The organism is Spirosoma pomorum, assembly GCF_054776615.1.
In genome coordinates this window covers 304,725-326,897 of record NZ_BAAHBP010000039.1, presented here as the reverse complement: position 1 = coordinate 326,897, position 22,173 = coordinate 304,725, and the positions used below count along the sequence as shown (strand labels likewise).

The window sequence follows — 22,173 nt, the reverse complement described above, 5'->3', positions numbered from 1 at the left end:
AAAAATGAATTATTACTTACCTACTTTCTGCAAATACTGATTCGCTTCCTTTTTGTAAAACAGGTTATAATTAGGCGTCACCGACCGGAGTACCTCAACCTGCTTGACTTTATTCTGTAAACCTGTCGAATCGAAAAAGGAAGGCGTACTGCGCTTAATTGACTTTGCCGCTTCGGCTTGACGTTTGGGGTCTTCTTCCTGTTGCTTCAACGCTTTCTCTGATTCAAGAAGGCGTGTTACTATTTCGTTCTGGCGATTGATCGTGTTTTGATTGACACGTTTATTAACCAGGTCAGTTTCTGTCTCGTCCATCTTTTGCATCAGATCCTGAACTTGTTTTTCCTGTTGTTTACCAACTTCAGTGCCTTTCGCATTCTCCTGCATCTTCTTAAGCATGTTACGTATCATGGCCTGTTGTGCTGCCATCTGGGAGAGTTCTTCGGATAGTTGTCTACCCGATTTGCCACCCTGTTGATGGTCTTTCATCTGGCCATTCAGCTTCTGCTGCATCTCCCCTAGCCCTTCCTTGCTGTTACCCTGCTTACTGCCTTTCCCCTTGCCCGGCATAGACATGGCGTTCATTTGTTGCTGCATTTGCTTCAACACGTCACTCAACATTAGGGAGAGATTATTGATCGAAGTCATGGCAAATTGTTGTTTAGATGAAGCCATGTTCAAACGACGATCTCGGAGTTGCTGAACACTTTCGTCCATGTAGAACTTCATATTCGTTAACTCGCGGGTGACAAATGACTCTATCTGGACTACACGACTAGCCAGTGCATTTAAACTATCTTCGATAATCTTAGCGTCGTCCTGAAGTTTTAATTGCTCCTGCGAGAGCTTAATAACGCGAGGGTCCTGCAAACTCATTCCCCGGAATTCTTTCATAATACGTTCCTGGCCAAACGAAAGCGTTATTAGGTTTTCGAGAATATCGCGCAGATCATCCATGTTCTCCTGCGTCTCCTGCATCTCCGCCGATTGCATCGATTCTTTCATAGCTTTGCTCATGGAGCGCATAGACTTAGCAGCTTTACTTTGCGAAGAAGAGGCTTTCTTACTCTGCTTCTGATTCATTTGCTGCTTAGCGTCCTTCATCTGATTGTCTACGTCCTTCTGATTTTCTTCAGATGCATCAGGCTTGTTGAGTTGATCTTTCTCTGCCTGTTTCTCCAGTTCTTTTAACTGCTCCTTTGTCAGCTCAAAATCCTTCTCTGATTTTTCCTGCTGCTGCTTTTGATCCTCCGAAGCTTCGTCTTTCTTGCTATTTTGCTCAGCTTGTTTATCTAATTGGTCAGCCTGCTTTTCCAGATTCTCGGCAATGTTGTTGACCTTTTGCTCCAGCTGCATCTGCTTAAATAGCTTAAGCGCCCGGTCCAAATCGCGTTCCATGTTACGTTCTTTCCGACTCAATCGATCCAGCATTTCAGACGCTTTATCATCCTGCTTACGCTCCAGCATCTGCTTCAATTGTTCATACAATTGCTTAGATTCTGGATCCATCAATTCGTTAAACAGCTTTTGGAGCTGGTCCATCTTGTCCTTAAGCGCCTGATTTTTCTCGGAGAAGCGTTGCTGCGTATCGTTCGTTTTCTGGAATTGCTCCTGAAGTTTTTGAATTTCCTTGACTAGTTCTTCCCGTTTCTTCAGCACATCCTGAAGTTGCTTCTTGTCCTGAAAGTCGGATGATTTCTTTGTTCGCATCCGCTCTTCCATACTTTTTAGCTCTTTCTTGATCTCCTGCGTTTTAGACAATGCATTATCGATCTGCTGTTCGGTGTTCTCAGCCGACTGATCGACTTGCTTCTGAACCTCTGCATTTGATGGTATGATGAAATTCAGTTGGCTGGAACGAGTCGATTTTGGTCCGCTCACGCCATCGTTATCCCACACCTGAACGAAATACTCAAGACGGTCCTCCTGCCCTAACTTCAGACTATCCAGCACCCAGTTATACACAAAATTCTGAGACGTGGTCGTGCGATTGATTGGGATGTCACGCGTGAATTGAGGAGACGGTTTTCCGTTACGGACGATCTTATAATTGAGCTTCATTCGCGAAAACCCGTAATCATCCGACACCAAACCAGAGAGAGCTATATAATTATACGTAACACTATCCTGAATTCGATCGACTGAAATTTGCGGAAATCGATCTGGAATCACCTGCACATTGTACTGAATTAATGAAGGTGTGGCAATCTGTTTATTCTTCAGCGAAACCGTATAACTAGCATTCTGCATAAGCCGACGGTCAATCGAAAACATGTTCTCATCTGTCAGTTTAGCGGGTAGTGGTTTACTCTCGTTGGCAAACCGCAACGCCAATGAATCAGTATGATCAGCGGCAAATTCCCAATGTACTACTGTACCCTGGGGGACTAACAAATTGCCTACGTTGACTAATTGCTCAGTCGGTTTATTTAAATAAGCCGGGTAATCAAGCCGGACGTTGAAGGATAGAACGGTAGGCCGGTCTATCAACTGAATCTTATAATTGGCTGAATTGAAACCAGAAGCTTCTAGGTGAAAATCTAAATCTCGCTGTAGATTATCAAAGAGGTAGGTAAACTGATTACCGGACTGCTCTAATTTGAACCGGGTACCATTAGTAACAACATAAACGGCTTCTGGCAAAGCATCGCCCGTTAGCTTGACTGACAGCGGAAAATCCTCATTCCGAAACGTTTTCATCGACTTATTCTGCACCACAAATTGAAACGGAGCTTCGTCAAAAAATTCTTGATTATAATTAACCAGCCGTGTGGAAGACTTCGCAAAAAAGGCAGGATTAATAATCAAGATGAATAAAATCAACGCCAAGGGTGGAATAGCGTATTTCAGAAACTGTCTATTCTTACTGATTTGAATAGCGTTTGAGAAACGGTTGATTAAAAGTTGTTGTGACCGCTGGTTCAAACTAGCCTGCAATAAATCGCTCTGTTCGGCACTAACTCGCTGCAATTGCAACGTATTTAGCAACTTATCCCCTATTTCTGGAAAAAACGAACCAATTTGACGAGCCGCTTCGTCATTTGACAAGGGCTTATTTAGCCCATAAAGGCCTAGTAAAGGTTTGATAATCAGGTAATAGAGGCCCGATAAGACGATAAATAGGAAGCCGAAGAATAGCACAGCGCGTACCGATGTACTAAAACGTCCGATAAATTCAGCTGTGTTGACCAATAAATAACCACTTCCCAGGAGCCCTACAAAGAAAAGACTACCCTTGACAAGCTGATTCTGGAAATAACGTTTCTTGTATTCGTCAATACGCTGCAATAAGGTCAGGTAGGAATTTGTGGCTTGCATAACGTTATTAAGATTGAGTAACTAAACAAGAGCGGCCTGGAAGTAAAGCAATACATGCTCTTTCAAAAAGTTTTCTTGCGCAACTAAATCGCCGGAGGGTATGGGTTTTAGTTGCGTCCACTGAGGCCACTTATCCTGGTCATATCCGTCGAAAGTGTAATAACCTGACTGGCTTAATACCCGGCATACGGCGATATGCATGAGGTCTTGTTTCGCTTCCTTAGAGAATCGTTTAGGCCCCTGCCCTAACTCTTGAACACCGATCAAAAATAAGACTGCATTTAAGTCTACAGGGCGCTTACCAACCAACGTTTGGAGTTGATCGAGCAAGATCTCCCACGACTCATTTAATGTATTTTCGTTCACTACAAGTGGCTGATTTGTTCTTCTATCTAAATTACGCAGATTTCATTTAACTAACGAATAATCGCTGTGTTTCAATCTGTTCGTGCACTCCTAACTGATTTCATTGATTTACTTTTCCCAACGTTGTGCCTGGGATGCGATCAAGTGCTTCATACGCGGAGTGAAATACTTTGTACTGGATGCCGGATCAACATGCCAGAAACAAAGCAACATCTGCTGGCCGACGACGTAAACTCGCTCAATAAGTTTGCCGGAAGAGTGCCAGTTAGCTTTGTTCTGTCGTACATATACTTCGTGAAAGGTGGATTAGCACAGCGGCTAATTCACCAGATCAAATACAGGGGACAAAAAGAAGCTGCCCGGGAAATTGCGAGCTGGTACGGGTATCAGTTGAAAAGTGAAAGCAAAATTGATGAGCAGATCGACGCTCTGGTAAGCGTTCCGATGCATAAGAGCCGTCTTCGACAACGGGGATATAACCAGGCTGACTGGATTGCCGAAGGGTTGTCAGATACGCTTAAAATTCCTGTTCTTTCGAACGTATTAATAAGGCAGTCGTTCAAGAAATCACAGACCAGCCAGAATCGAATTGAACGCTGGGAAAACGTAAAGACAGTGTTCGGCGTCAGCAATGCCGAGAATTTGATCGGTAAACGAGTGGCGCTGGTTGACGACGTATTGACAACGGGTGCGACGATTGAAGCCTGCGCTATCGAATTGTTGAAGGCTGGGTGCCAGTCGGTGGGGGTAATAACAATAGCGGCTACCCATCGCTGAGTAGCCGCTATCATGTATTAAAAACGTAGTAATTCTATCGTCAACCCTACCGGTTTCGACCGACGCCAATCATAGCGCAACGGAAACCGATCATAGCTGTAGCAGAATCCTGATCCAGGAAGCGACGTGTACCCGGCGATAACCAATACGCTACATCATTCCAAGAGCCGCCTTTATAAACACGCAGTTTATCATCGATCAGCGACTGTCTGTTCTTAGTATCGTAGTTTTTAGCGTCATCCAGATAACCATTCCGACGGATCGGGTTAAGGTCATTCACGTCTTGGTAAGACAGTGGACGATACACGTCATACACCCATTCGTTTACATTACCGGCCATGTTATACAGACCGAAGTCGTTAGCAGGATACGCGTAAATTTCGGCAGTAATGATAGCACCATCATTCGATCGGCCAGCGATACCCGCGTAGTCACCACGGCCACGTTTGAAGTTGGCTAACATCTGACCCTGTTTCCGACCTTTCTTCGGGTTACGTACTGACGAACCATCCCAGGGGTAAATCCGCTGGTTGATTTGGTTTTCGTCCATGTACTGAGTACCAATCAGCGCTTTAGCTGCGTATTCCCACTCGGCTTCCGTCGGCAGACGATAATCTGGTAGGACCATGCCGCTTTCCAGACTTGGCTTAGCTGGCGCTGCAGAGGCTGTAGCTTCGGCAAGAGCTGGATCTTCCGCTTGTTTCGATTTACGTTTCAGCGAGAAACCACCCCCCTTTTTCGTTTTCTGACCACCTTTTGCCAGTTCATTATTTACCGCATTTGACCGCCAGATAGCGTAATCATTTGCTTGTACCCACGATACGCCGACTACTGGATAGTAACGGAACGCAGGGTAACGAAGATATTGAGTGACGTATGAGTCGTTAAACGACAAGGGGTTGGCCCAAACAGTCGTATCAGGCAAAGCTGCTCTGACCACTTCTTCCGACGAATCCCGCGTAATGGAATTTAAGTATTCGAGGTAATGGACGTTCGCCATTTCGGTTTCATCCATGTAGAATGACTGAATCGAAACGGTACGTTCGCGGTTATCGCGTGAATTCATTACGTCCTCTTCCAAGGCACCCATCGTGAACCGACCACCTTCAATGAAAACGAGGTTTGGACCTGCCTTCTGACCGGCAAACTTCTTCACCTGGAAGCCATCTTTTTCGTTGTAGGCAATCCCCGTTGCGGTACTCTTCTTACCAGGTTTCACACTGGTAGGATGCTTTGATTTACAAGCGGCCAGGGCTGCCGTTGCCAGCAGCACATACGCTGCCTGTTTCAGGTGATACTTCAGAATCATTGCTGTTTTTGTGTAAAAACGTAGGTGCAAACGTCGTGATTAATTTGTCAAATCGCCTAATATGTCATCTAACTGCTCAACCGAAAACACATCAGCATGGGTGAAAATAGGGCGATTTTTTGACTCCTTCAGGGAACATTTGGCCGGATTACGCTTGATGTAGTCAATTACCTTGCCAAATTGGTCTGATTTGAAGAAATCATCGTTCCCGTTAGAAACGAAGAAGCCCTTCAGGATATTATTCTTAAGCGTCAGTTTTTCAAGGTATAAACGCTCTGCTTTCCAGCGGACATTCACCATTTTAATCAGGTTTTCGACCTCTTCAGGGAGTGGGCCAAACCGATCAAGAACTTCCTGCCGAAAGGCCTGTAATTCTTCTGCATTCTGCAGACTATCCAGACGGGTATATAACGCCAGTCGTTCGGAGATATTGGATACGTAACGCTCTGGAATGACGACCTGTAGATCGGTTTCAATAACGGTATCAGGTAACGCTAGCTTAAAATCGCCGGGCTTCGTTTCGAACAGGTCTTTGAACTCGCTTTCGCGCAATTCCTGTACGGCTTCGTCGAGTACTTTATGGTACATTTCAAAGCCAAGGTCATTCACGAATCCGCTTTGCTCAGCACCAAGCAGGTTCCCCGCCCCACGGATATCCAGGTCGCGCATAGCAATCTTGAAGCCCTCGCCCAGATCAGAAAAATCTTCCAGCGTTTGCAGTCGTTTGCGGGCATCGGCCGTCAGTACAGAAGGCGGAGGTGTCAACAAGTAACAGAAGGCTTTCCGGTTCGAGCGCCCTACCCGACCACGCATCTGGTGCAAGTCCGACAGACCGAAGTGATGCGCGTTATTGATCAGAATGGTATTGGCATTGGAAATATCTAGTCCCGATTCGATGATGTTGGTAGAAACCAATACATCATATTCGCCTTCGATGAAGCGAGTCATCATTCGCTCCAGCTTCTCGCCTTCCATCTGCCCGTGGGCAACGCCAATGCGAGCTTCAGGTACTAAACGCATGATCAGATTCCCGATGGATTCAATATCATTGACGCGATTATGCACGAAGAAGACCTGTCCGCCCCGGCGTATTTCATAGCTAACCGCATCGCGAATCGTCGCTTCGTTGAATGCGTGTACTTCGGTTGTGACGGGTTGCCGATTAGGCGGTGGCGTAGCAATAACTGACAGGTCACGAGCACCCATCAGCGAGAAATGCAATGTCCGGGGGATGGGCGTTGCCGTAAGCGTTAATACGTCCACCTCAACCCGCATTTCTTTCAGTCGATCTTTGGTTTTAACCCCAAACTTCTGCTCTTCGTCAATAACGAGTAGCCCTAAATCTTTGAATTTGATGTCTTTATTGACAATCCGATGGGTGCCAATCAAAATACCAATTTCACCCGAAGAAACGCCTTTCAAGATTTCCTTGATCTGGCCTGCTGTTCTGAACCGATTGATGTATTCGATCTTAACCGGAAAGTCAGCCATACGTTCCGAGAACGTCTTGTAATGCTGCATAGCCAAGATCGTAGTCGGTACGAGGACCGCAACCTGCTTGTTATCTGTAACAGCTTTAAAAGCAGCCCGAATGGCAATCTCTGTTTTCCCGAAACCAACATCGCCACAAACGAGCCGGTCCATCGGGTTAGGCCGTTCCATGTCGTCTTTTACGTCGTTGGTAGCCTTAGCCTGATCGGGTGTATCCTCGTAGAGAAACGAGGATTCCAGTTCAGCCTGTAAAAAACTGTCGCGGCTGTAAGCGTAACCCGGCGCGTTACGTCGTTTAGCGTACAAGGCGATAAGTTCTCGCGCAATGTCCTTGACCTGCTTCCGGATTTTGGATTTCTTCTGCTCCCACTCCTGCGAGCCGAGTTTACTCATCGTGGGTGGACCGCCCTCCCGACCGCTGTATTTGGCGATCTTATGAAGGCTGTGGATACTAACCAGTAAAATATCGTTATCGCGATAAATGAGCCGAATAGCTTCCTGCTCGTTACCCGCGTGATCAACGCGCTCCAGGCCCGCAAAACGGCCAATGCCGTGGTCCACGTGCGTTACGTAGTCACCAGGCTGTAGCGTTTTTAACTCACGCAATGTCAGCGCCTTTGACTTCGAGAACTTATCCTGAACGCGGTACTTATAATACCGATCAAAGATCTGGTGATCGGTGAAGCAGGCGACCTTAAGCGATTCGTCGATGAAGCCCTCCCGCAATCCGATGTTCAAGGGTTGAAACTTGACGAAGGGGTCAAGCTCCTCAAAAATCGTTCGTAGCCGGTCTAACTGTTTGAAAGACTCAGCCGCTATAATGTTCGTGTATCCTTTGGCCTGATTGTCTCCCAGTACGTCCACTAGCCGCTTGAAATCCTTATTAAACGACGGCTGAGGTTTGGATTGGTACTGCTGACGACCCTCGGTTTTGAAGTAAAACTTGCGCCCGAATTCAACCGTTCGAAACGTCTTCAACTGATTCAAAAATGAACGTCTTGTCTCGAACAGATCGCCGGGGTCAGAGACGATCTGGATCCCACCGCTATTGGCTAATATCGTGGTAAAGCTCTGCTCTGCTTTCTCGTAGCATTTCTCAATAATCTCCAGCGTGAAATCGATGTCCTTCGCCCAAATAGTGGTGGTATCGGGAAGAAAATCGAAAAAAGGCTCGCGGGTTTCCTCAACGAGCTTAGTCTGGATATTCGGGATGATGTTGATAAAGTCGACCGGATCGGTTGAGAGCTGCGATTCGGGATTGAATTTCCGGATGCTTTCTACTTCATCGTCGAACAGATCGATTCGGAAGGGGAACTCGCTGGCGAACGAAAACACGTCGATAATCCCACCTCGTACCGAGAACTGACCCGCTTCGTACACAAAATCTGTTTTCTCAAACTCGTATTGCTGAAGCAGTTCTGAAACGAAATTTGTGTCCAGCTTCTCCCCTACCCGGATGGTCAGCGTATTTGCCTGTAACGAGCGCTTATTGATTACTTTCTCGGACATGGCTTCCGGATACGTAACCATCAGCAAACCCTCTTTGGGTGCCGGATTAAGCTTGTTCAGGACTTCAGCCCGCATCAGTACGTTAGCGTTTTCAACCTCCTCGTATTGATACGGCTTCTTGTACGACATCGGGAACAGCAAAATCTCCCGACCGAGTACGTTTTGTAAATCGTTAAAGAAATAGGATGCTTCGTCCCGATCGGTCAGAATGAAGAGATGGTTACCACCAACCATCTTGATAAGAGCCGATGCCAGAACTGCATCGACGCTGCCTGCCAGCCCTTTTATCTGTAGTCGTTGCGGGTCTCCAGACGGCTTTTGATTAAACGGGGCAGCCAGTAGTTTTATGTAACTATCGTCGGTATAGATACCGAGCAATTCCTCTGGTTTCAAGCGAGATTCAGATTGTAATGAGCAAGCACGAAAAGCCGCAGAAAGAATATTCCGGCGGCTTCTGGCATAACAGCAGGTCTACAAAATTTGTTGCAGAAAACTAGTTTAGTTCAGCCAGCATCTGATAAGCAATTGACTCATTGTCAAGTAGCTTGCGAATACGAGGACTGTCCTCAAAGACAATAATAATTTCCTTCCGGTCAATAGCATCATCTTCATCCACCCATTTCCAGTCTTCGGCGGTTGCATCCAGAATATTCAGCAGACTGGCCATTTTGGCGGGATCACGCTCTTTGCTAACGAGGTCGTTGGTGTTGGTTAGATAAAGCACAATCTGCTCATCCTCCAACCATTGTAGATCGTTGAGCGAGTCGTTGAGCGCATCCAGGTTAAAACCAAAGTCTGGAATCTCCAGCAGATCGGCCATAGCCTCGTAAAACTGACGAAGCGTAAGGGTCTTGCTCCCGTCGACGTGAGCAATAAATGAATCGGCGAAATGAGCTTCTAACTCGCGCTCTGACTGGCTAATGAGAACGTTGGGTGTCATTTTATTTCTGTAAACGTGTTGTAGTGATCGGCTGTATAATACGCGCGGTTATCAGAACCAGTTACCAGCCGCTCGGCTCCCCGATTCTGGCCGCGAACTTTTGGATTAACATCCCACTCCTGGTACCTGATTTTATCGCCCGACAGATCATTTCTGGGCAAATGATTTTCAAAATTACCGAATACCCGTCCACCAACGTAACCTTCGGGAGCCTGGCCATTCTTTCGAACGTAATCTAAAACCTTAATTACCTTATCTGGAATCCGGTTTGAGGTACGTGTCGATGGCTGGGCTTGATTTGATCGATAGTTCTCGGACTGATGCCGCCGTTTATGGGACTGACGCTCCGGCCGGTGATCATCCTGAAATACGTCCTGACGGTTAGATTCTCCTTGATCGGTTCGACAGGCAAGGCTGCTGAACAAACCGACTATCAATAGGCAGAACTGGAAGAATAAACGAAGTGATGGCATACGTTCTGAAGCAGATTAAAGCGACAGACAAAGAAAGTAGATAGAATGAAAAAAGCCCTCCGTCTGGGGGAGGGCTTCTTCGACTAATTCAGGGAAAAAAGTGGTATTCGGGCCGCCACCATATTATGGAACATCAATTCCGTAATCATGGGAGTCATGTATTTAATGAGCGGAAACTCCGAAATTGATTCCATCACTTCCATTTCTGAATCGGCTTTAACAATGCACCACAACTTCTGACGATCTGCTGACAAAGAATAGGATAACAGTACCCCCTTTTCCATCATTTCATCAATTTTGAGCCGTTGTGCTGGGATTCGATTCATAAACCCATCATCCATGTGAGTGGGTAAGTCAAATTCAACCATGTACTGGCTCATAAGCATTGCTGTTAGTGAACAGTTGGGGAAACGCCCCCCTCTATCAGCAAATTAACAATCTTTAGCTCGTCTTCGTTGATTGTGTGCGGAAAATTAGGGTATAATTTAGCCGTTACCTCGGCGCCTAAGTTGCGAAAAACCTGCTCGCTTTCCAGAAAACGATCTTTTGGGATATGACTATCGCGGTCGCTGCAACCCATAAAAATAGGCGTCTGGTCAAAGGAACCGTCGTAGTCGCGGGCTGTGCCAGGTGGGCCAATTAAGGCGCCACTCAGACCAAAAATTCCGCCGTACTGCGTCGCGTTACGTGCCAGAAATTCCAACAACAGACAAGCTCCCTGCGAAAAGCCAAACCAGTAAATCTGGGGCAACTTGAAATTATAATCTGCCTGGAGCCGGCCACGAAGGCTGCTCAGTACCTCCAGCGCCGACGACAAAGCAGGCTCGTTCTCTTCCGTTGGTCGCATGAATGAATACGGATACCAGGTATTACCCTGCGCTTCGGGCGCTACAAACGCAAACTCGTCGGAACTGATGTACCTGGACAGTGAAAGAATATCGGCGGCAGAACCGCCACGCCCGTGAACCATCACCATCACCTTACTGGCTTCGGTGATTGGTTTACCAGCATAATGGAGGTTGTTGGGATTATGAATCATTATCTTGTTCGTTCAGACATCTGATTTATTTAACCGTAATCTCAGGCAGTCCTGCTTCAATTCTGGCGCGGGCTGGCTCATATTGAGGAGGTAGTTTGAGGGCCGTACCTAATTCCGCAACGGATTCGTCAATAGCGAATCCCGGAGGATTGGTAGCAACTTCAAACAGAATACCACCCGGCTCGCGGAAGTAGATACTGTTAAAGTAGTTGCGGTCCTGAACCGGCGTCACGTGATAACCAGCGTCGGACAACTGCTGCTGAATGAGCAGCTGGGTTTCGTCGGAGTTGGTCGAGAAAGCAACGTGGTGCACTGAACCGGCGCCTTGCAGCCCCCGTACACCCTCCGGCGTTTTCAGGACATCGACGAAGCTACCCGATCCACCTTTCCCCGCCTGGAATCGAAGACGACCGTCCTCCTCGCCTACCAGCGTGTGTTGCATAACATCCGTCAGCAGTTTGCCGGTTTGATCAGGCGTCGCGCTGTTTAACGTAACCGTGTGAAAACCCCGGATCGAGTTTGCGGCTGGAATCTGACCGTTGTCCCAACTAGTGCGCTGATCGTCGTCCGTGAAAACGAGCTCAATGCCCATTCCATCGGGGTCTTCAAAACGTAGATACGTTTCGGAAAAGCGTTTGTACGGACCAGCGTAAGGGATACTACGTTCGTTCAGGCGATCCATCCAATAGCTCATGGCTGCCGTTGGTGCGGAGAAGGCGGTAAACGTTAGCTGCCCAACACCTTTCCGGCCTCGTGGTAAATTCCCGTAAGGGAAGAATGTCAGGATGGTTCCCGGCGTACCAGTTTCGTCACCGTAATAGAGGTGGTACACATCGGGCGCGTCGAAATTGACGGTTTTTTTGACGAGCCGTAAGCCCAGAACGTCCGTGTAGAAGTCAACATTACGCTGTGTATCACCAGCTATTGTTGTTACATGATGCAAACCATTGATGAGCGTTTCCATAGGATTGAAATTGGTTAGATGGTCGGATTGTTTTTACAAATGTATAATGTTGTTACATTTAATGTATATACATGTAAATCGAAAAATTGGTTCAATAAAAAAAGTCCGACATCGGATGCCGGACTTTTCTTCTGTAAAGCTAATCTGCCTACTCCATTAGGAATGGATAGTCTGGCTCCATGTAAACGTCTTTGTACGCTTCTTCTACTGGTGGGTATGGAGACTCTTCAGCGAATTTAACCGATTCATCCACAATACCTTTGATCTTCTTATCAATAGCAGCCAGCTCCTCTTCCGTAGCAATACCTTTCTCCAGAATACGTGCTTTCACCATTTCGACAGGGTCACGCATTTTATATTGCTCAACCTCATCTTTCGAACGGTATTTCTGGGGATCGGACATGGAGTGACCGCGGTAACGATACGTCCGGAACTCCAGGTAAGTTGGACCTTCACCCGCACGGGCCCGGTCAGCCGCGCGGCTAACGGCTTCGTGAACGGCTTCAACGTCCATTGCGTCGACTGGTTCAGATGGCATATCATAGGCCTCGCCAATGGTATACAGCTCCGTTACGTTCGACGTACGGGCTACCGATGTGCCCATGGCGTAGCCGTTGTTTTCGACAACGAAAATAACGGGCAATTTCCACAGCATAGCCATGTTGAAAGCCTCGTGCAGAGCACCCTGGCGAACCGCGCCGTCACCGAAGTAACAGATACACAGGTTCTGGGTTTTGTTGTATTTCTCGGCAAAGGCAAGACCCGCTCCCAGTGGGATTTGTGCGCCTACGATACCGTGGCCACCAACGAAGTTTACCGACTTATCGAAGATGTGCATCGAACCGCCTTTTCCTTTCGAAGAGCCTGTTTGTTTTGCGAACAGCTCGGCCATGATGGCTTTAGGATCAGAGCCCAATGCGAGTGGGATACCATGGTCACGGTAGGCCGTAATCCATTTATCATCTTTCGTCAGGGCCGAAGCCGCACCCGATGAACCAGCCTCCTGGCCGATGTACAAGTGGCAGAAGCCACGAATTTTTTGCTGTCCGTAAAGCTGCCCGGCTTTTTCTTCAAATTTCCGTTGCAGTTGCATGGACTCATACCAGTACATATACCGCTCATTCGGATGTTGCGTTTTTGCTGCTTCCGGAGCCTTATTATTCTTTGTGTCGGATTTCTCTTTGACGCTTGCCATGAGGATGGGTTCGATGAAATCAGTAATCGATGTTCTGCTGGAGGTCCATTAACCTAACAAACCGGCCGTATCTTTGTTGCCTGTACCGAAGCGGTAAACGTTTCAATAACAACGTTCGGCACTAGGTAACGCAGTCGGGCGTTGCCGCGAAATTACGGAATCTCGCGTTATGCGCCATACGTATGCACCTTGAAAAGCTGAGCCTGACCAATTTTAAGAACTACGAAGACAGCCGGTTTACCTTCGGAAAGCAGATAAATGTGCTTGTTGGGCCCAATGGAAGCGGGAAAACGAACCTACTGGACGCTATTTATTTTTTAGCCCTCAGCAAAAGTGCATTTCAAAGTCAGGACGCGCTCAGCATTTTGCACGACGCCGATTACTTTATCATCGACGGCATTTTCGAGGAAAACAGCGAGACCAGCCATGCCCGTCAGGTTCAGATCACCATTAGTTTGCAGCGTGGACAGCGAAAAGTATTAATGGCCGATAAGAAGCCATATGAACGCGTGAGCGAACACATTGGGCGCTTTCCGGTCGTGCTGGTCGCGCCCAACGACACGGACTTGGTGCGGGATCACAGTGAAGATCGACGACAATTTTTTGACGGGGTGCTCGCTCAGCTTGATGCGGATTACCTGCGCAATTATCTCCAATATCAGCAAGTTCTGAAACAACGTAACAGTGTGCTCAAACTCTTTGCTGAGCGTAATCAGGTCGACAACGACTTACTGGATACGTACGACGAACCCTTACTGACACTAGGAAAGCAGATTCATGATCGGCGGGTACAGTTTATTGCCGACTATATGCCGAGCTTTCAGAAACATTATGCTTATCTCAGCGACGAACGGGAACAGGTTTCTATCGTTTACGAGTCGGAAGTGGGTAATGCTGACTTTATGAATGAATTTCGGCATAGCCGTCGGCGCGATACTCTCTTACAGCGAACAACCATGGGCGTGCATAAAGACGATTATGGTTTTATGATCGGTAATTCAATTGGTGAGTCGGTGCCACTGAAAAAATTCGGTTCGCAGGGGCAGCAAAAAACGTTTGTGATTGCCCTGAAACTCGCCCAGTTTGATTTGCTGGAGATGCAGAAAGGAATTAAGCCCTTACTGTTGCTGGATGATATTTTCGATAAACTGGATGATCGACGTATCGGAAAACTCATACAGCAGATGGATGAAGGTGCCTTTGGCCAACTCTTCATCACTGACGCCCGCCCCGAACGTACCCGCGAGCTACTCAAACAGGTCACTGCTGACATTCGCTTTTTCGACATCGAACCTCTTAAGGGCTGACATACTATTCTGTTGTTTCCGGGAAATGATTTCCCAAGTGCATTCATTCGCCCATGTCATTTCGTTCAGATCTGACGTCTGATTCCTCTCAAAATCATCGCTTTTTGCTGTCTTTAAGTACTCAAGCCCGATAAATTTTCCAGTTTGTCGGGCTTACTTGTCTGTTCACTCCCCTATTCCAGCCGTTCATCATTTAATCCATTATTATACAATGGAAACTCGGAACCTTTGCAAAGTTTCCTGGGTTCGATCCGGTGAAGTCTAAAAGCGTAGCATGAAAGAAAAGATATGGGCGGAAGCGGAGCGTTTGTTCTGGCAGCACGGTGTACGGTCAGTAACAATGGAGGACATTGCCCGCCAGCTTGGTATATCGAAGAAGACGATCTATCAGCATTTCAACGATAAAGAAGATATCCTTTGTCAGATCATGCAATCAAAAGTGGACGCCGATGTTGCGGAGTTGAACTGCATCGCCGATGTCACGATGAACCCCATTGAAGAAATGATGGGTATGCTCCAAATGATCTGCAAAAAGCAGGAACACGTCAATCCCTGTCTGTTCACCGACGTTCAGCGCTACTACTCCCGAGCGTATCAATTGATTCGACAGCACGTAGATAATCACATTATGAAGCAGGTTGTCAACAATATTTTACGGGGAAAAAGAGACGGTATATATAGGGACGATGTCAATCCACAAATAATGGCCCGAATACGCGTCGAACAGATCGAACTCGCCCTGAGTACGGATTTTACGTCGTTTGACGAGGGAAGCCGACTGGATATTCAACGAGAGCTGACGCACCACTTCGTTCGGGGCATGCTGACGGAAAAAGGATTCGCCATTTACAACGAGTATAAGAATGATTAAACTAATACAACCTGAAAGCGTATGAAAGTAAATAATAAAGTGCGAGTAGCAACACTCTGGCTGTTGACGGGGTGGCTATTGCCGGCGTCGATGGCGCAGGTAGCTACACAGCCCTCCGTTGGGCAACAACCAACCGGGGCGGCTGCCAGCGGACAGCAACCGGGCGCACAACAGCCAGCCGCTACAGGAGCCATAATTGCGCAGCCTGGCGTAACGCCCGGAACCGGAGTGGCTGTACCGGGTCAGCCCAGTACAAGTCCATCGGCCGGAACTCCTTCGCTCGACGGAGCCAATGGACCGGTTAATCTACAGCCTAACGTAATTTCGACCTTTAATTCGGGGCTGGGACCGGCACCAACGGGTTTGCGGCCTTCGGGTGGATCGGCAAATGGTCAGTCGTTTACGTTGCAGCAGGCCATCGATTTTGCGCTCCGGCAGAACATCAACGTAAAGAACAGCGTACTCGACGGTGTCAGCGCCGAAGGCCGAATTCGGGAGATAAAAGCCTCGGCCCTGCCGCAGGTAGCAGGTAGTGCATCACTGACCGACAACCTCATTATTCAGCGCGCCTTTTTACCCGCCAACTTCTTCGACCCGAACGCATCGCCTGATGCGCCAGCCGTACCTGTGCAATTCGGGGTGAAATACTCTGGTAACGCCACAATAAACCTGAACCAGGTTATCTACAGCCCGAGTCTGAACGTTGGTTTGCGGGCAGCCGCCACGTACCGTGAACTAGCCCAGCGGAATCTACAGGGTAGTAAGGTCACCGTCGCCGAGCAGGTAGCCAAAGCCTATTACAGCGTGCTGGTGTCACTGGAGCGGGCCAAGCTGCTTGATTACAACATTAGTCGGCTGGATACGCTGCTGAATGAAACGCGGGCGCTCAACCAGCAGGGATTCGTGGAAAAGCTGGATGTGCAGCGACTGGATGTTCAGGCCAATAACCTACGCGCTGAGCGGCAGAACGTACAGAATCTGCTTGAGCTAAGCTATACCCTGCTCAAGTTTCAGATGGGGATGGGCATCAACGACGAAATCACGCTGGCTGAGCAGTTACAGGATCGTTCAGTAGACGATTTACGGCCGCTGATCTCATCCGATCCGACGTTCAGGTACAGCAGCCGAATTGATTATTCCACGCTGGAAACCCAGATCAAACTGGCTGAGCAGGATATCGAACTGACGCAGAAAGGCTACTTCCCTACCCTGGCGGGCTTTGCTAACTACGGCTACAACAGTGGACGTAACGCGATTGGTCAGCTCATTACGGCTCCATGGCTCAACTTTGCTACGGTAGGCCTAAGCCTGCAGGTTCCCATCTTCGACGGGTTTCAAAAGCGGTATCAGATTGCCCAGAAGCGCGTAACGCTCCAGAAAGCCCACAACAGTGGTGAGCTGTTGCGCAATTCGATCGATCTGCAAATTCGTCAGTCGAGTATTACGCTCAGGAACGGCCTGCAGTCACTGGAAACCCAGCAGCGCAACCGCGATTTGGCCCAGGAAATCGTGCGGGTGACACGGATCAAGTACAAGGAAGGGGTTGGTTCAAGCATCGAAGTGCTGAATGCCGAGGCATCGCTTCGGGAAGCACAGACGAATTACTTCGCATCGCTGTACGATTTTCTGATCGCTAAAGTCGATCAGGATAGAGCACTTGGCCGACTTTACATTGGATTATAACAACGCTGAAATTTGAAAAATTGCATGAAAAATCATTACGCTATTGTCTTGATTACGGGCTTATTGATAAGTTGCTCGTCGGAGAAGAAAGAAACGAAAGGCGATCTTCAGGGCAAACAGGCTGAACTATCGGAATTGAAGACGCAGCAGTCTGAACTGAACAAAAAAATCAAAGAGCTGGAAACCGAAGTGGCCCGTCTCGACCCAAAGAAAGCTACCGAAAGCCGGGTGAAGGATGTAACGGTGGCTCCGATAACAACTACTACGTTCCGGCATTACGTAGAGCTGCAGGGGACAATCGATGCCAAGAACAACGTGCAGGTATCGCCCAAATCAGGCGGTGTCGTTACGGCGGTATACGTAAAGGAGGGCGATAATGTCCGGGCGGGGCAAGCCATTGCCAAGGTCGACGATCAGTTGCTGCGCGAATCGCAGGCCGAACTCAAAACCCAGCTGTCGCTGGCCAATACGGTTTACGAAAAGCAGGCGGCTCTCTGGAAGCAGCAGATCGGTACTGAAATCCAATATCTGCAAGCCAAGAATAACAAGGAAGCTCTCGAACGGCGGCTGTCGACGCTCAACGCGCAGATCGGCCAGTCGACCGTAACATCACCGATCTCCGGCGTTGTCGATCAGGTAGCCGTAAAAATTGGTCAGTCAGCCGCACCGGGAATGGGCCTGGTTCGGGTAGTCAATCTGTCGCAGCTGAAAGTGGTGGCTAAAGTAGCCGATACGTATTCGGGCAGTGTTCAGAAGGGTGTTCCAGTAGTTGTGCGGCTGCCGGATATAAATCGGAATCTGAACTCGACCATCTCGTTTGTCGCGACAACAGTCGATCCCCTAAGTCGGACGTTTACTATCGAAGCTCCCCTACCGGCCGACAACAGTCTGAAGCCAAATATGCTGGCGCAGGTGAAGATCAACGATCAGACGCAGACTAACGCCATCGTCATCAACCAAAACCTGATTCAAAGCACTGAAAATGGGCAGCTGGTTTACGTTGCCGAAACCGAAGGTGGTAAGAAAATCGCGAAAGCCAGACCAGTGAAAACGGGTCAGGCATACGGTGGGCAGGTTACCATTACGAATGGCCTGAAAGCGGGTGATCAGTTAGTAACAACTGGTTATCAGGATTTAGTGGATGGACAACCAATCAGTTTCTGATCGGATGATTGATTGCTAATTACTCGTAGAGACGCATACAGGCGTCTCATGACCGGATGGTTTTAGGTAAAGTGATCTATTGCTGACGCACAGAAGACGCATATAGGCGTCTCTACAAACTCCCCTTAAAATGAAATTTGAACAGTATAAAACCCTCGGTTTCACCAACTGGTGTGTCGAGAACAGGACGGCGATTTACATCTTCACGTTCCTGATTACGCTCGGTGGGCTGTTCGTGTACAACAACCTGCCTAAGGAGCAATTTCCGGACATCAAGGTGCCGCAGGTGTACATCAACACGGTATACGTGGGAACAGCCCCGGCCGATATTGAGAACACGATCAACAAGCAGATTGAAAAGCAGCTAAAGTCGATTTCGGGTGTAAAGCGAATCAAGTCGAATGCGTTGCAGGACGTATCGGTTATCTTGGTCGAATTTAACCCCGACGTACAGACGGCCGAAGCGCTGCAACGTGTTCGCGATGCCATCGATAAAGCAAAACCCGACCTGCCGCAGAAACTCGACGCGGGTCCGACGGCACAGGACGTAAACTTCTCGGAGTTTCCGATCATGAACATCAATATGGCCGGTAACTTTTCGCTGAAGCAACTGAAAGAGTACGCCGAGGATCTACAGGATGCTATCGAAGCCATGCCCGAAATTCGGCGTGTGGACATCGTGGGCGCGCTGACGCGGGAAATTCAGATTAATGTTGATCTACCCCGGATGCAGTCGGCTGGCCTAGCCTTTACTGATATTCAGCAGGCCGTACAGGGCGAGAACGTCAACGTATCGGGGGGGGAATTAAACGTTGATGGCGTTCGGCGGACAGTTCGTGTAAAAGGCGAATTCACCGACGTAGCGCAGATCGAAAATCTGCAGATACGTACGGCCACGGGCGCCACGATCCGGCTTGGCGATATTGCGCAGGTGCAGGACAGCTTCGAGGAACAACAGGATTTCGCCCGGCTCAACAACAAATCGGTTGTCACGCTGAACGTAATCAAACGGGCGGGAGCCAACCTGCTGTCAGCGGCTGATAATATTGAAAAGACGATTGACGAATATAAAGAAACGCGCTTTCCGCAGGGGCTGGATATTAAAATCACCGCCGATTCATCGGAGCCGACCCGCGAGAACGTAAATGATCTGATCAACACGGTTGTATTGGGCTTCATTTTCGTCGTATTGATCCTGATGTTCTTCATGGGGGTCCGTGATGCCATTTTCATTGGCTTGTCGGTTCCGCTGTCGGCGCTGGTCGCATTCGTGATGATGCCCGTAATTGGCCCGGGTGTGGGTACAGCCTTCACATTGAATACGATCGTACTATTTGCCTTCCTCTTGGGACTGGGACTGGTAGTAGATGATGCCATCGTAGTTATCGAGAACTCACACCGGCTCTTCAACGAAAATAAAGACTGGAATATCAAGCAGGCCGTTAAAGCCGCAGCGGGTGAGGTATTTGTACCGGTTCTGACGGGTACGCTGACGACGATTGCCCCCTTCTTCCCGCTGTTGTTCTGGCCGGGAATCGTGGGCGAGTTTATGAAGTTTCTGCCTCTGACGCTGATCCTGACCCTGTTTGCATCGCTGTTTGTCGCCTACGTCATCAACCCAGTCTTTGCTGTTACGTTCATGCAGCGCCACGATGAGGAACACAAAGAAGACGTCAATCCGGGCTTTGACGAGATAAAACGCCCGCTGATTGTCATGGCCGTGCTGACAGGTATTGGTTACGTTCTCGATCGGGGTATCGGTAATCTATTCGTGCTGTTCATGCTTCTGTACGTCTTCAATCACTACATACTGACGCCGAAGATGATTTTGCCATTCCAGGAGCGTTTACTGCCTGCCCTGAAAAACAACTACCGTCGGCTGATTTCGTGGGTATTAACGGGCTGGCGGTCGGTTTGGGTAGTGGCTGGCGCGTTTGCGTTGCTTATCGCTACGTTCGTTATAACGGGCATTGCTTCGCCAAATGTTGTGTTCTTCCCCAGTGGTGAACCTGACTATATCTACGTCTACAACGTAATGCCGGTTGGCACTGACGCCCGGGTAACCGATTCGGTGACGAAGGTAATTGAGAAGCGAATCTTCAAAGTGTTGAAGGATAACAAGGCTGATCATATCGTTAACTCGGTAATTTCTAACGTTGGTAAAAACGCCGGTGATCCTACCAACCCCGACCGGTCAGCCACACCTCAGAAATCGAAGGTGACGATTGCGTTCAAAGGAAACGAAGAGCGTGAGGGGATTCCAACGGATACGATCCTGGCCAAGGTTCGGACGGCTATGCAGGGATTGCCGGGGAGCGAAATTTCGGTTGAACGCGAGTCGAACGGTCCACCAACGGGGAAACCTATTGCCATCGAGATTGCGGGTGACGATTTTAAAACGCTCAGCGACATCGAAAAGCAGGTACGTCAGCGCATTCAGCAGGCGGGTATTGCGGGGATTGACCAGTTGAAATCAGATCTGATCACCAACAAGCCCGAAATCGTGATCGACATTGACCGCGATAAAGCCGAGCGCGAAGGTATCTCGTCGGGTCAGATCGCGCTGGCTATTCGGACGGCGCTATTTGGTACGGAAATCTCGAAATTCCGTGACGCAAAAGACGAATACCCGATCATGGTTCGACTGCGCCCCGACGACCGTAGTCAGATCGAGCGATTACTGAGTCTGAACGTGGTGTACCGCGATATGGCTTCGGGCGGGCAACTGCGGCAAGTACCCATTACGTCGGTGGCTAACATCAGCTACTCGACTACGTTCAGTCAGATCAACCGCAAAAATCAGCAGCGACTTGTTACGCTCAGTTCGGATGTTGTGCCGGGATATAACGCCAACCAGATTGTCGGTCAGATCCAGCAGGTCGTCAACGACATAGACGTGCCAAACGGCTACACGATCAAAATGGGTGGTGAGCAGGAAGACCAGCAGGAGTCGATGAACTTCCTGATTTCGGCCTTTGGTATTGCTATTCTGTTGATTTATTTGATTCTGGCCACGCAGTTTAACTCCGTCGTAAAACCGCTGATTATCTTCGTTACCATCGCTCTGTCACTGATTGGCGTCTTGCTGGGCTTTGTGCTGGCGGGTAAAACGTTCTCGGTCATTATGTCGGGCGTGGGTATCATCGCCCTGGCTGGTATTGTAGTGAAGAACGGTATTCTGCTCATCGAATTTATTGAGGAGCTGCGCGGACGGGGTGTTCCCTTACGTGAAGCGATCATCGATGCGGGTGGTATTCGTCTGACCCCAGTGCTGCTGACCGCATCGGCGGCCGTATTGGGGCTGATCCCGCTGGCGCTCGGTCTGACGGTCGATTTTGTCAGCCTGTTCCGTGACTTCGATCCTCACCTGGTTATCGGTGGAGACTCGGCCGTATTCTGGAATATTCTGGCATGGACCATCATCTTCGGGCTTACGTTCTCGACGGTTCTGACGCTGGTGATCGTGCCCTGTCTGTACTGGATCAACGAGCGTGTTCGGATGAAGTGGTTTGGTAAAAAAGACCCTGCCCTTGAGATGAAAAAGCAATCACAACGCGAAGAAGCACTCGTATAACAAGTACCCCGAGAATGGCCCGGATTACAAGCGTAATTCGGGCCATTTTACTGGTGAAGGCATCCGGCCGGGGTTAGCTCTTTTGTTCATACTTCGTGGGCCTGAAAGAAAGCTCAACCGCTGGCGAGCAGGAAAAAACCAAAGGCAGGGCTAGCCAGTTAGTCAAAAAGGTTTACTACTTACCTCTCTTATTCTA

16 protein-coding genes are annotated in these 22,173 nt (G+C 48.6%); 6 read left to right on the top strand and 10 right to left on the bottom strand.

Annotated elements, in window-relative coordinates:
• Positions 1–12 precede the first annotated feature (12 nt).
• Together ACYVAD_RS25265 and ACYVAD_RS25260 are read right to left on the bottom strand one after the other, a co-directional pair.
• On the bottom strand, positions 13–3,315 hold the full coding sequence (locus ACYVAD_RS25265; protein ID WP_461142323.1) for a DUF4175 family protein: 3,303 nt from the start codon (positions 3,313–3,315) through the stop codon (positions 13–15).
• A 21-nt stretch (positions 3,316–3,336) separates the two neighbouring features.
• Positions 3,337–3,681, bottom strand: a complete 345-nt coding sequence (locus ACYVAD_RS25260; protein ID WP_461142322.1) for a hypothetical protein — start codon at positions 3,679–3,681, stop codon at positions 3,337–3,339.
• 192 nt (positions 3,682–3,873) lie between these two features.
• Here ACYVAD_RS25260 and ACYVAD_RS25255 point away from each other — a divergent pair, with 192 nt between their 5' ends.
• Positions 3,874–4,458 (top strand): ComF family protein, encoded by a 585-nt coding sequence (locus tag ACYVAD_RS25255; RefSeq protein ID WP_461142321.1) that lies wholly within the window; start codon positions 3,874–3,876, stop codon positions 4,456–4,458.
• Positions 4,459–4,504: 46 nt separating this feature from the next.
• Here ACYVAD_RS25255 and ACYVAD_RS25250 read toward each other — a convergent pair whose 3' ends face one another.
• The 8 genes from ACYVAD_RS25250 to pdhA all read right to left on the bottom strand — a co-directional run bounded on the left by ACYVAD_RS25250 (position 4,505) and on the right by pdhA (position 13,378).
• Entirely contained in the window at positions 4,505–5,767 is a 1,263-nt protein-coding gene (locus ACYVAD_RS25250; RefSeq protein ID WP_461142320.1) for an SUMF1/EgtB/PvdO family nonheme iron enzyme, read from the bottom strand.
• A 39-nt stretch (positions 5,768–5,806) separates the two neighbouring features.
• Entirely contained in the window at positions 5,807–9,160 is a 3,354-nt protein-coding gene (mfd, locus tag ACYVAD_RS25245; protein ID WP_461142319.1) for a transcription-repair coupling factor, read from the bottom strand.
• A 100-nt stretch (positions 9,161–9,260) separates the two neighbouring features.
• The gene (locus ACYVAD_RS25240) at positions 9,261–9,707 is read right to left on the bottom strand and encodes a barstar family protein (RefSeq protein WP_461142318.1); all 447 of its coding nucleotides are present in this window, start codon (positions 9,705–9,707) and stop codon (positions 9,261–9,263) included.
• A complete protein-coding gene (locus tag ACYVAD_RS25235; RefSeq protein WP_461142317.1) occupies positions 9,704–10,180 on the bottom strand; it encodes a guanyl-specific ribonuclease in 477 nt (158 codons plus the stop codon). Before ACYVAD_RS25235 ends, ACYVAD_RS25240 begins: the two co-directional genes overlap by 4 nt.
• Positions 10,181–10,263: 83 nt before the next feature.
• Complete coding sequence (locus tag ACYVAD_RS25230) at positions 10,264–10,560, bottom strand: muconolactone Delta-isomerase family protein (RefSeq protein WP_461142316.1); 297 nt, start codon at positions 10,558–10,560, stop codon at positions 10,264–10,266.
• A gap of 11 nt (positions 10,561–10,571) precedes the next feature.
• A complete protein-coding gene (locus tag ACYVAD_RS25225) occupies positions 10,572–11,219 on the bottom strand; it encodes an alpha/beta hydrolase (RefSeq protein WP_461142315.1) in 648 nt (215 codons plus the stop codon).
• 25 nt (positions 11,220–11,244) lie between these two features.
• Positions 11,245–12,183 carry a ring-cleaving dioxygenase gene (locus ACYVAD_RS25220; protein ID WP_461142314.1) on the bottom strand — a complete coding sequence of 313 codons (939 nt, stop codon included), beginning with the start codon at positions 12,181–12,183 and terminating at the stop codon, positions 11,245–11,247.
• 148 nt (positions 12,184–12,331) lie between these two features.
• Positions 12,332–13,378, bottom strand: a complete 1,047-nt coding sequence (gene pdhA / locus ACYVAD_RS25215) for a pyruvate dehydrogenase (acetyl-transferring) E1 component subunit alpha (RefSeq protein WP_461142313.1) — start codon at positions 13,376–13,378, stop codon at positions 12,332–12,334.
• 182 nt (positions 13,379–13,560) lie between these two features.
• Here pdhA and recF point away from each other — a divergent pair, with 182 nt between their 5' ends.
• The 5 genes from recF (at position 13,561) to ACYVAD_RS25190 (ending at position 21,977) form a co-directional block, all read left to right on the top strand.
• Positions 13,561–14,685, top strand: a complete 1,125-nt coding sequence (gene recF / locus ACYVAD_RS25210; RefSeq protein ID WP_461142312.1) for a DNA replication/repair protein RecF — start codon at positions 13,561–13,563, stop codon at positions 14,683–14,685.
• Between the two features lie 274 nt (positions 14,686–14,959).
• On the top strand, positions 14,960–15,556 hold the full coding sequence (locus ACYVAD_RS25205; protein ID WP_461142311.1) for a TetR/AcrR family transcriptional regulator: 597 nt from the start codon (positions 14,960–14,962) through the stop codon (positions 15,554–15,556).
• A 21-nt stretch (positions 15,557–15,577) separates the two neighbouring features.
• Entirely contained in the window at positions 15,578–17,239 is a 1,662-nt protein-coding gene (locus ACYVAD_RS25200; protein WP_461142310.1) for a TolC family protein, read from the top strand.
• 24 nt (positions 17,240–17,263) lie between these two features.
• On the top strand, positions 17,264–18,403 hold the full coding sequence (locus ACYVAD_RS25195; protein WP_461142309.1) for an efflux RND transporter periplasmic adaptor subunit: 1,140 nt from the start codon (positions 17,264–17,266) through the stop codon (positions 18,401–18,403).
• Between the two features lie 130 nt (positions 18,404–18,533).
• A complete protein-coding gene (locus ACYVAD_RS25190) occupies positions 18,534–21,977 on the top strand; it encodes an efflux RND transporter permease subunit (protein WP_461142308.1) in 3,444 nt (1,147 codons plus the stop codon).
• Positions 21,978–22,173 lie beyond the last annotated feature (196 nt).

Coding starts and splice junctions, on each gene's coding strand:
- ACYVAD_RS25265 (WP_461142323.1), bottom strand. CDS start 3,315: ATGCAAGCCACAAATTCCTACCTGACCTTATTGCAGCGTATTGACGAA.
- ACYVAD_RS25255 (WP_461142321.1), top strand. CDS start 3,874: ATGCCAGAAACAAAGCAACATCTGCTGGCCGACGACGTAAACTCGCTC.
- ACYVAD_RS25250 (WP_461142320.1), bottom strand. CDS start 5,767: ATGATTCTGAAGTATCACCTGAAACAGGCAGCGTATGTGCTGCTGGCA.
- ACYVAD_RS25240 (WP_461142318.1), bottom strand. CDS start 9,707: ATGACACCCAACGTTCTCATTAGCCAGTCAGAGCGCGAGTTAGAAGCT.
- ACYVAD_RS25235 (WP_461142317.1), bottom strand. CDS start 10,180: ATGCCATCACTTCGTTTATTCTTCCAGTTCTGCCTATTGATAGTCGGT.
- ACYVAD_RS25230 (WP_461142316.1), bottom strand. CDS start 10,560: ATGAGCCAGTACATGGTTGAATTTGACTTACCCACTCACATGGATGAT.
- ACYVAD_RS25225 (WP_461142315.1), bottom strand. CDS start 11,219: ATGATTCATAATCCCAACAACCTCCATTATGCTGGTAAACCAATCACC.
- ACYVAD_RS25220 (WP_461142314.1), bottom strand. CDS start 12,183: ATGGAAACGCTCATCAATGGTTTGCATCATGTAACAACAATAGCTGGT.
- pdhA (WP_461142313.1), bottom strand. CDS start 13,378: ATGGCAAGCGTCAAAGAGAAATCCGACACAAAGAATAATAAGGCTCCG.
- recF (WP_461142312.1), top strand. CDS start 13,561: ATGCACCTTGAAAAGCTGAGCCTGACCAATTTTAAGAACTACGAAGAC.
- ACYVAD_RS25205 (WP_461142311.1), top strand. CDS start 14,960: ATGAAAGAAAAGATATGGGCGGAAGCGGAGCGTTTGTTCTGGCAGCAC.
- ACYVAD_RS25200 (WP_461142310.1), top strand. CDS start 15,578: ATGAAAGTAAATAATAAAGTGCGAGTAGCAACACTCTGGCTGTTGACG.
- ACYVAD_RS25195 (WP_461142309.1), top strand. CDS start 17,264: ATGAAAAATCATTACGCTATTGTCTTGATTACGGGCTTATTGATAAGT.
- ACYVAD_RS25190 (WP_461142308.1), top strand. CDS start 18,534: ATGAAATTTGAACAGTATAAAACCCTCGGTTTCACCAACTGGTGTGTC.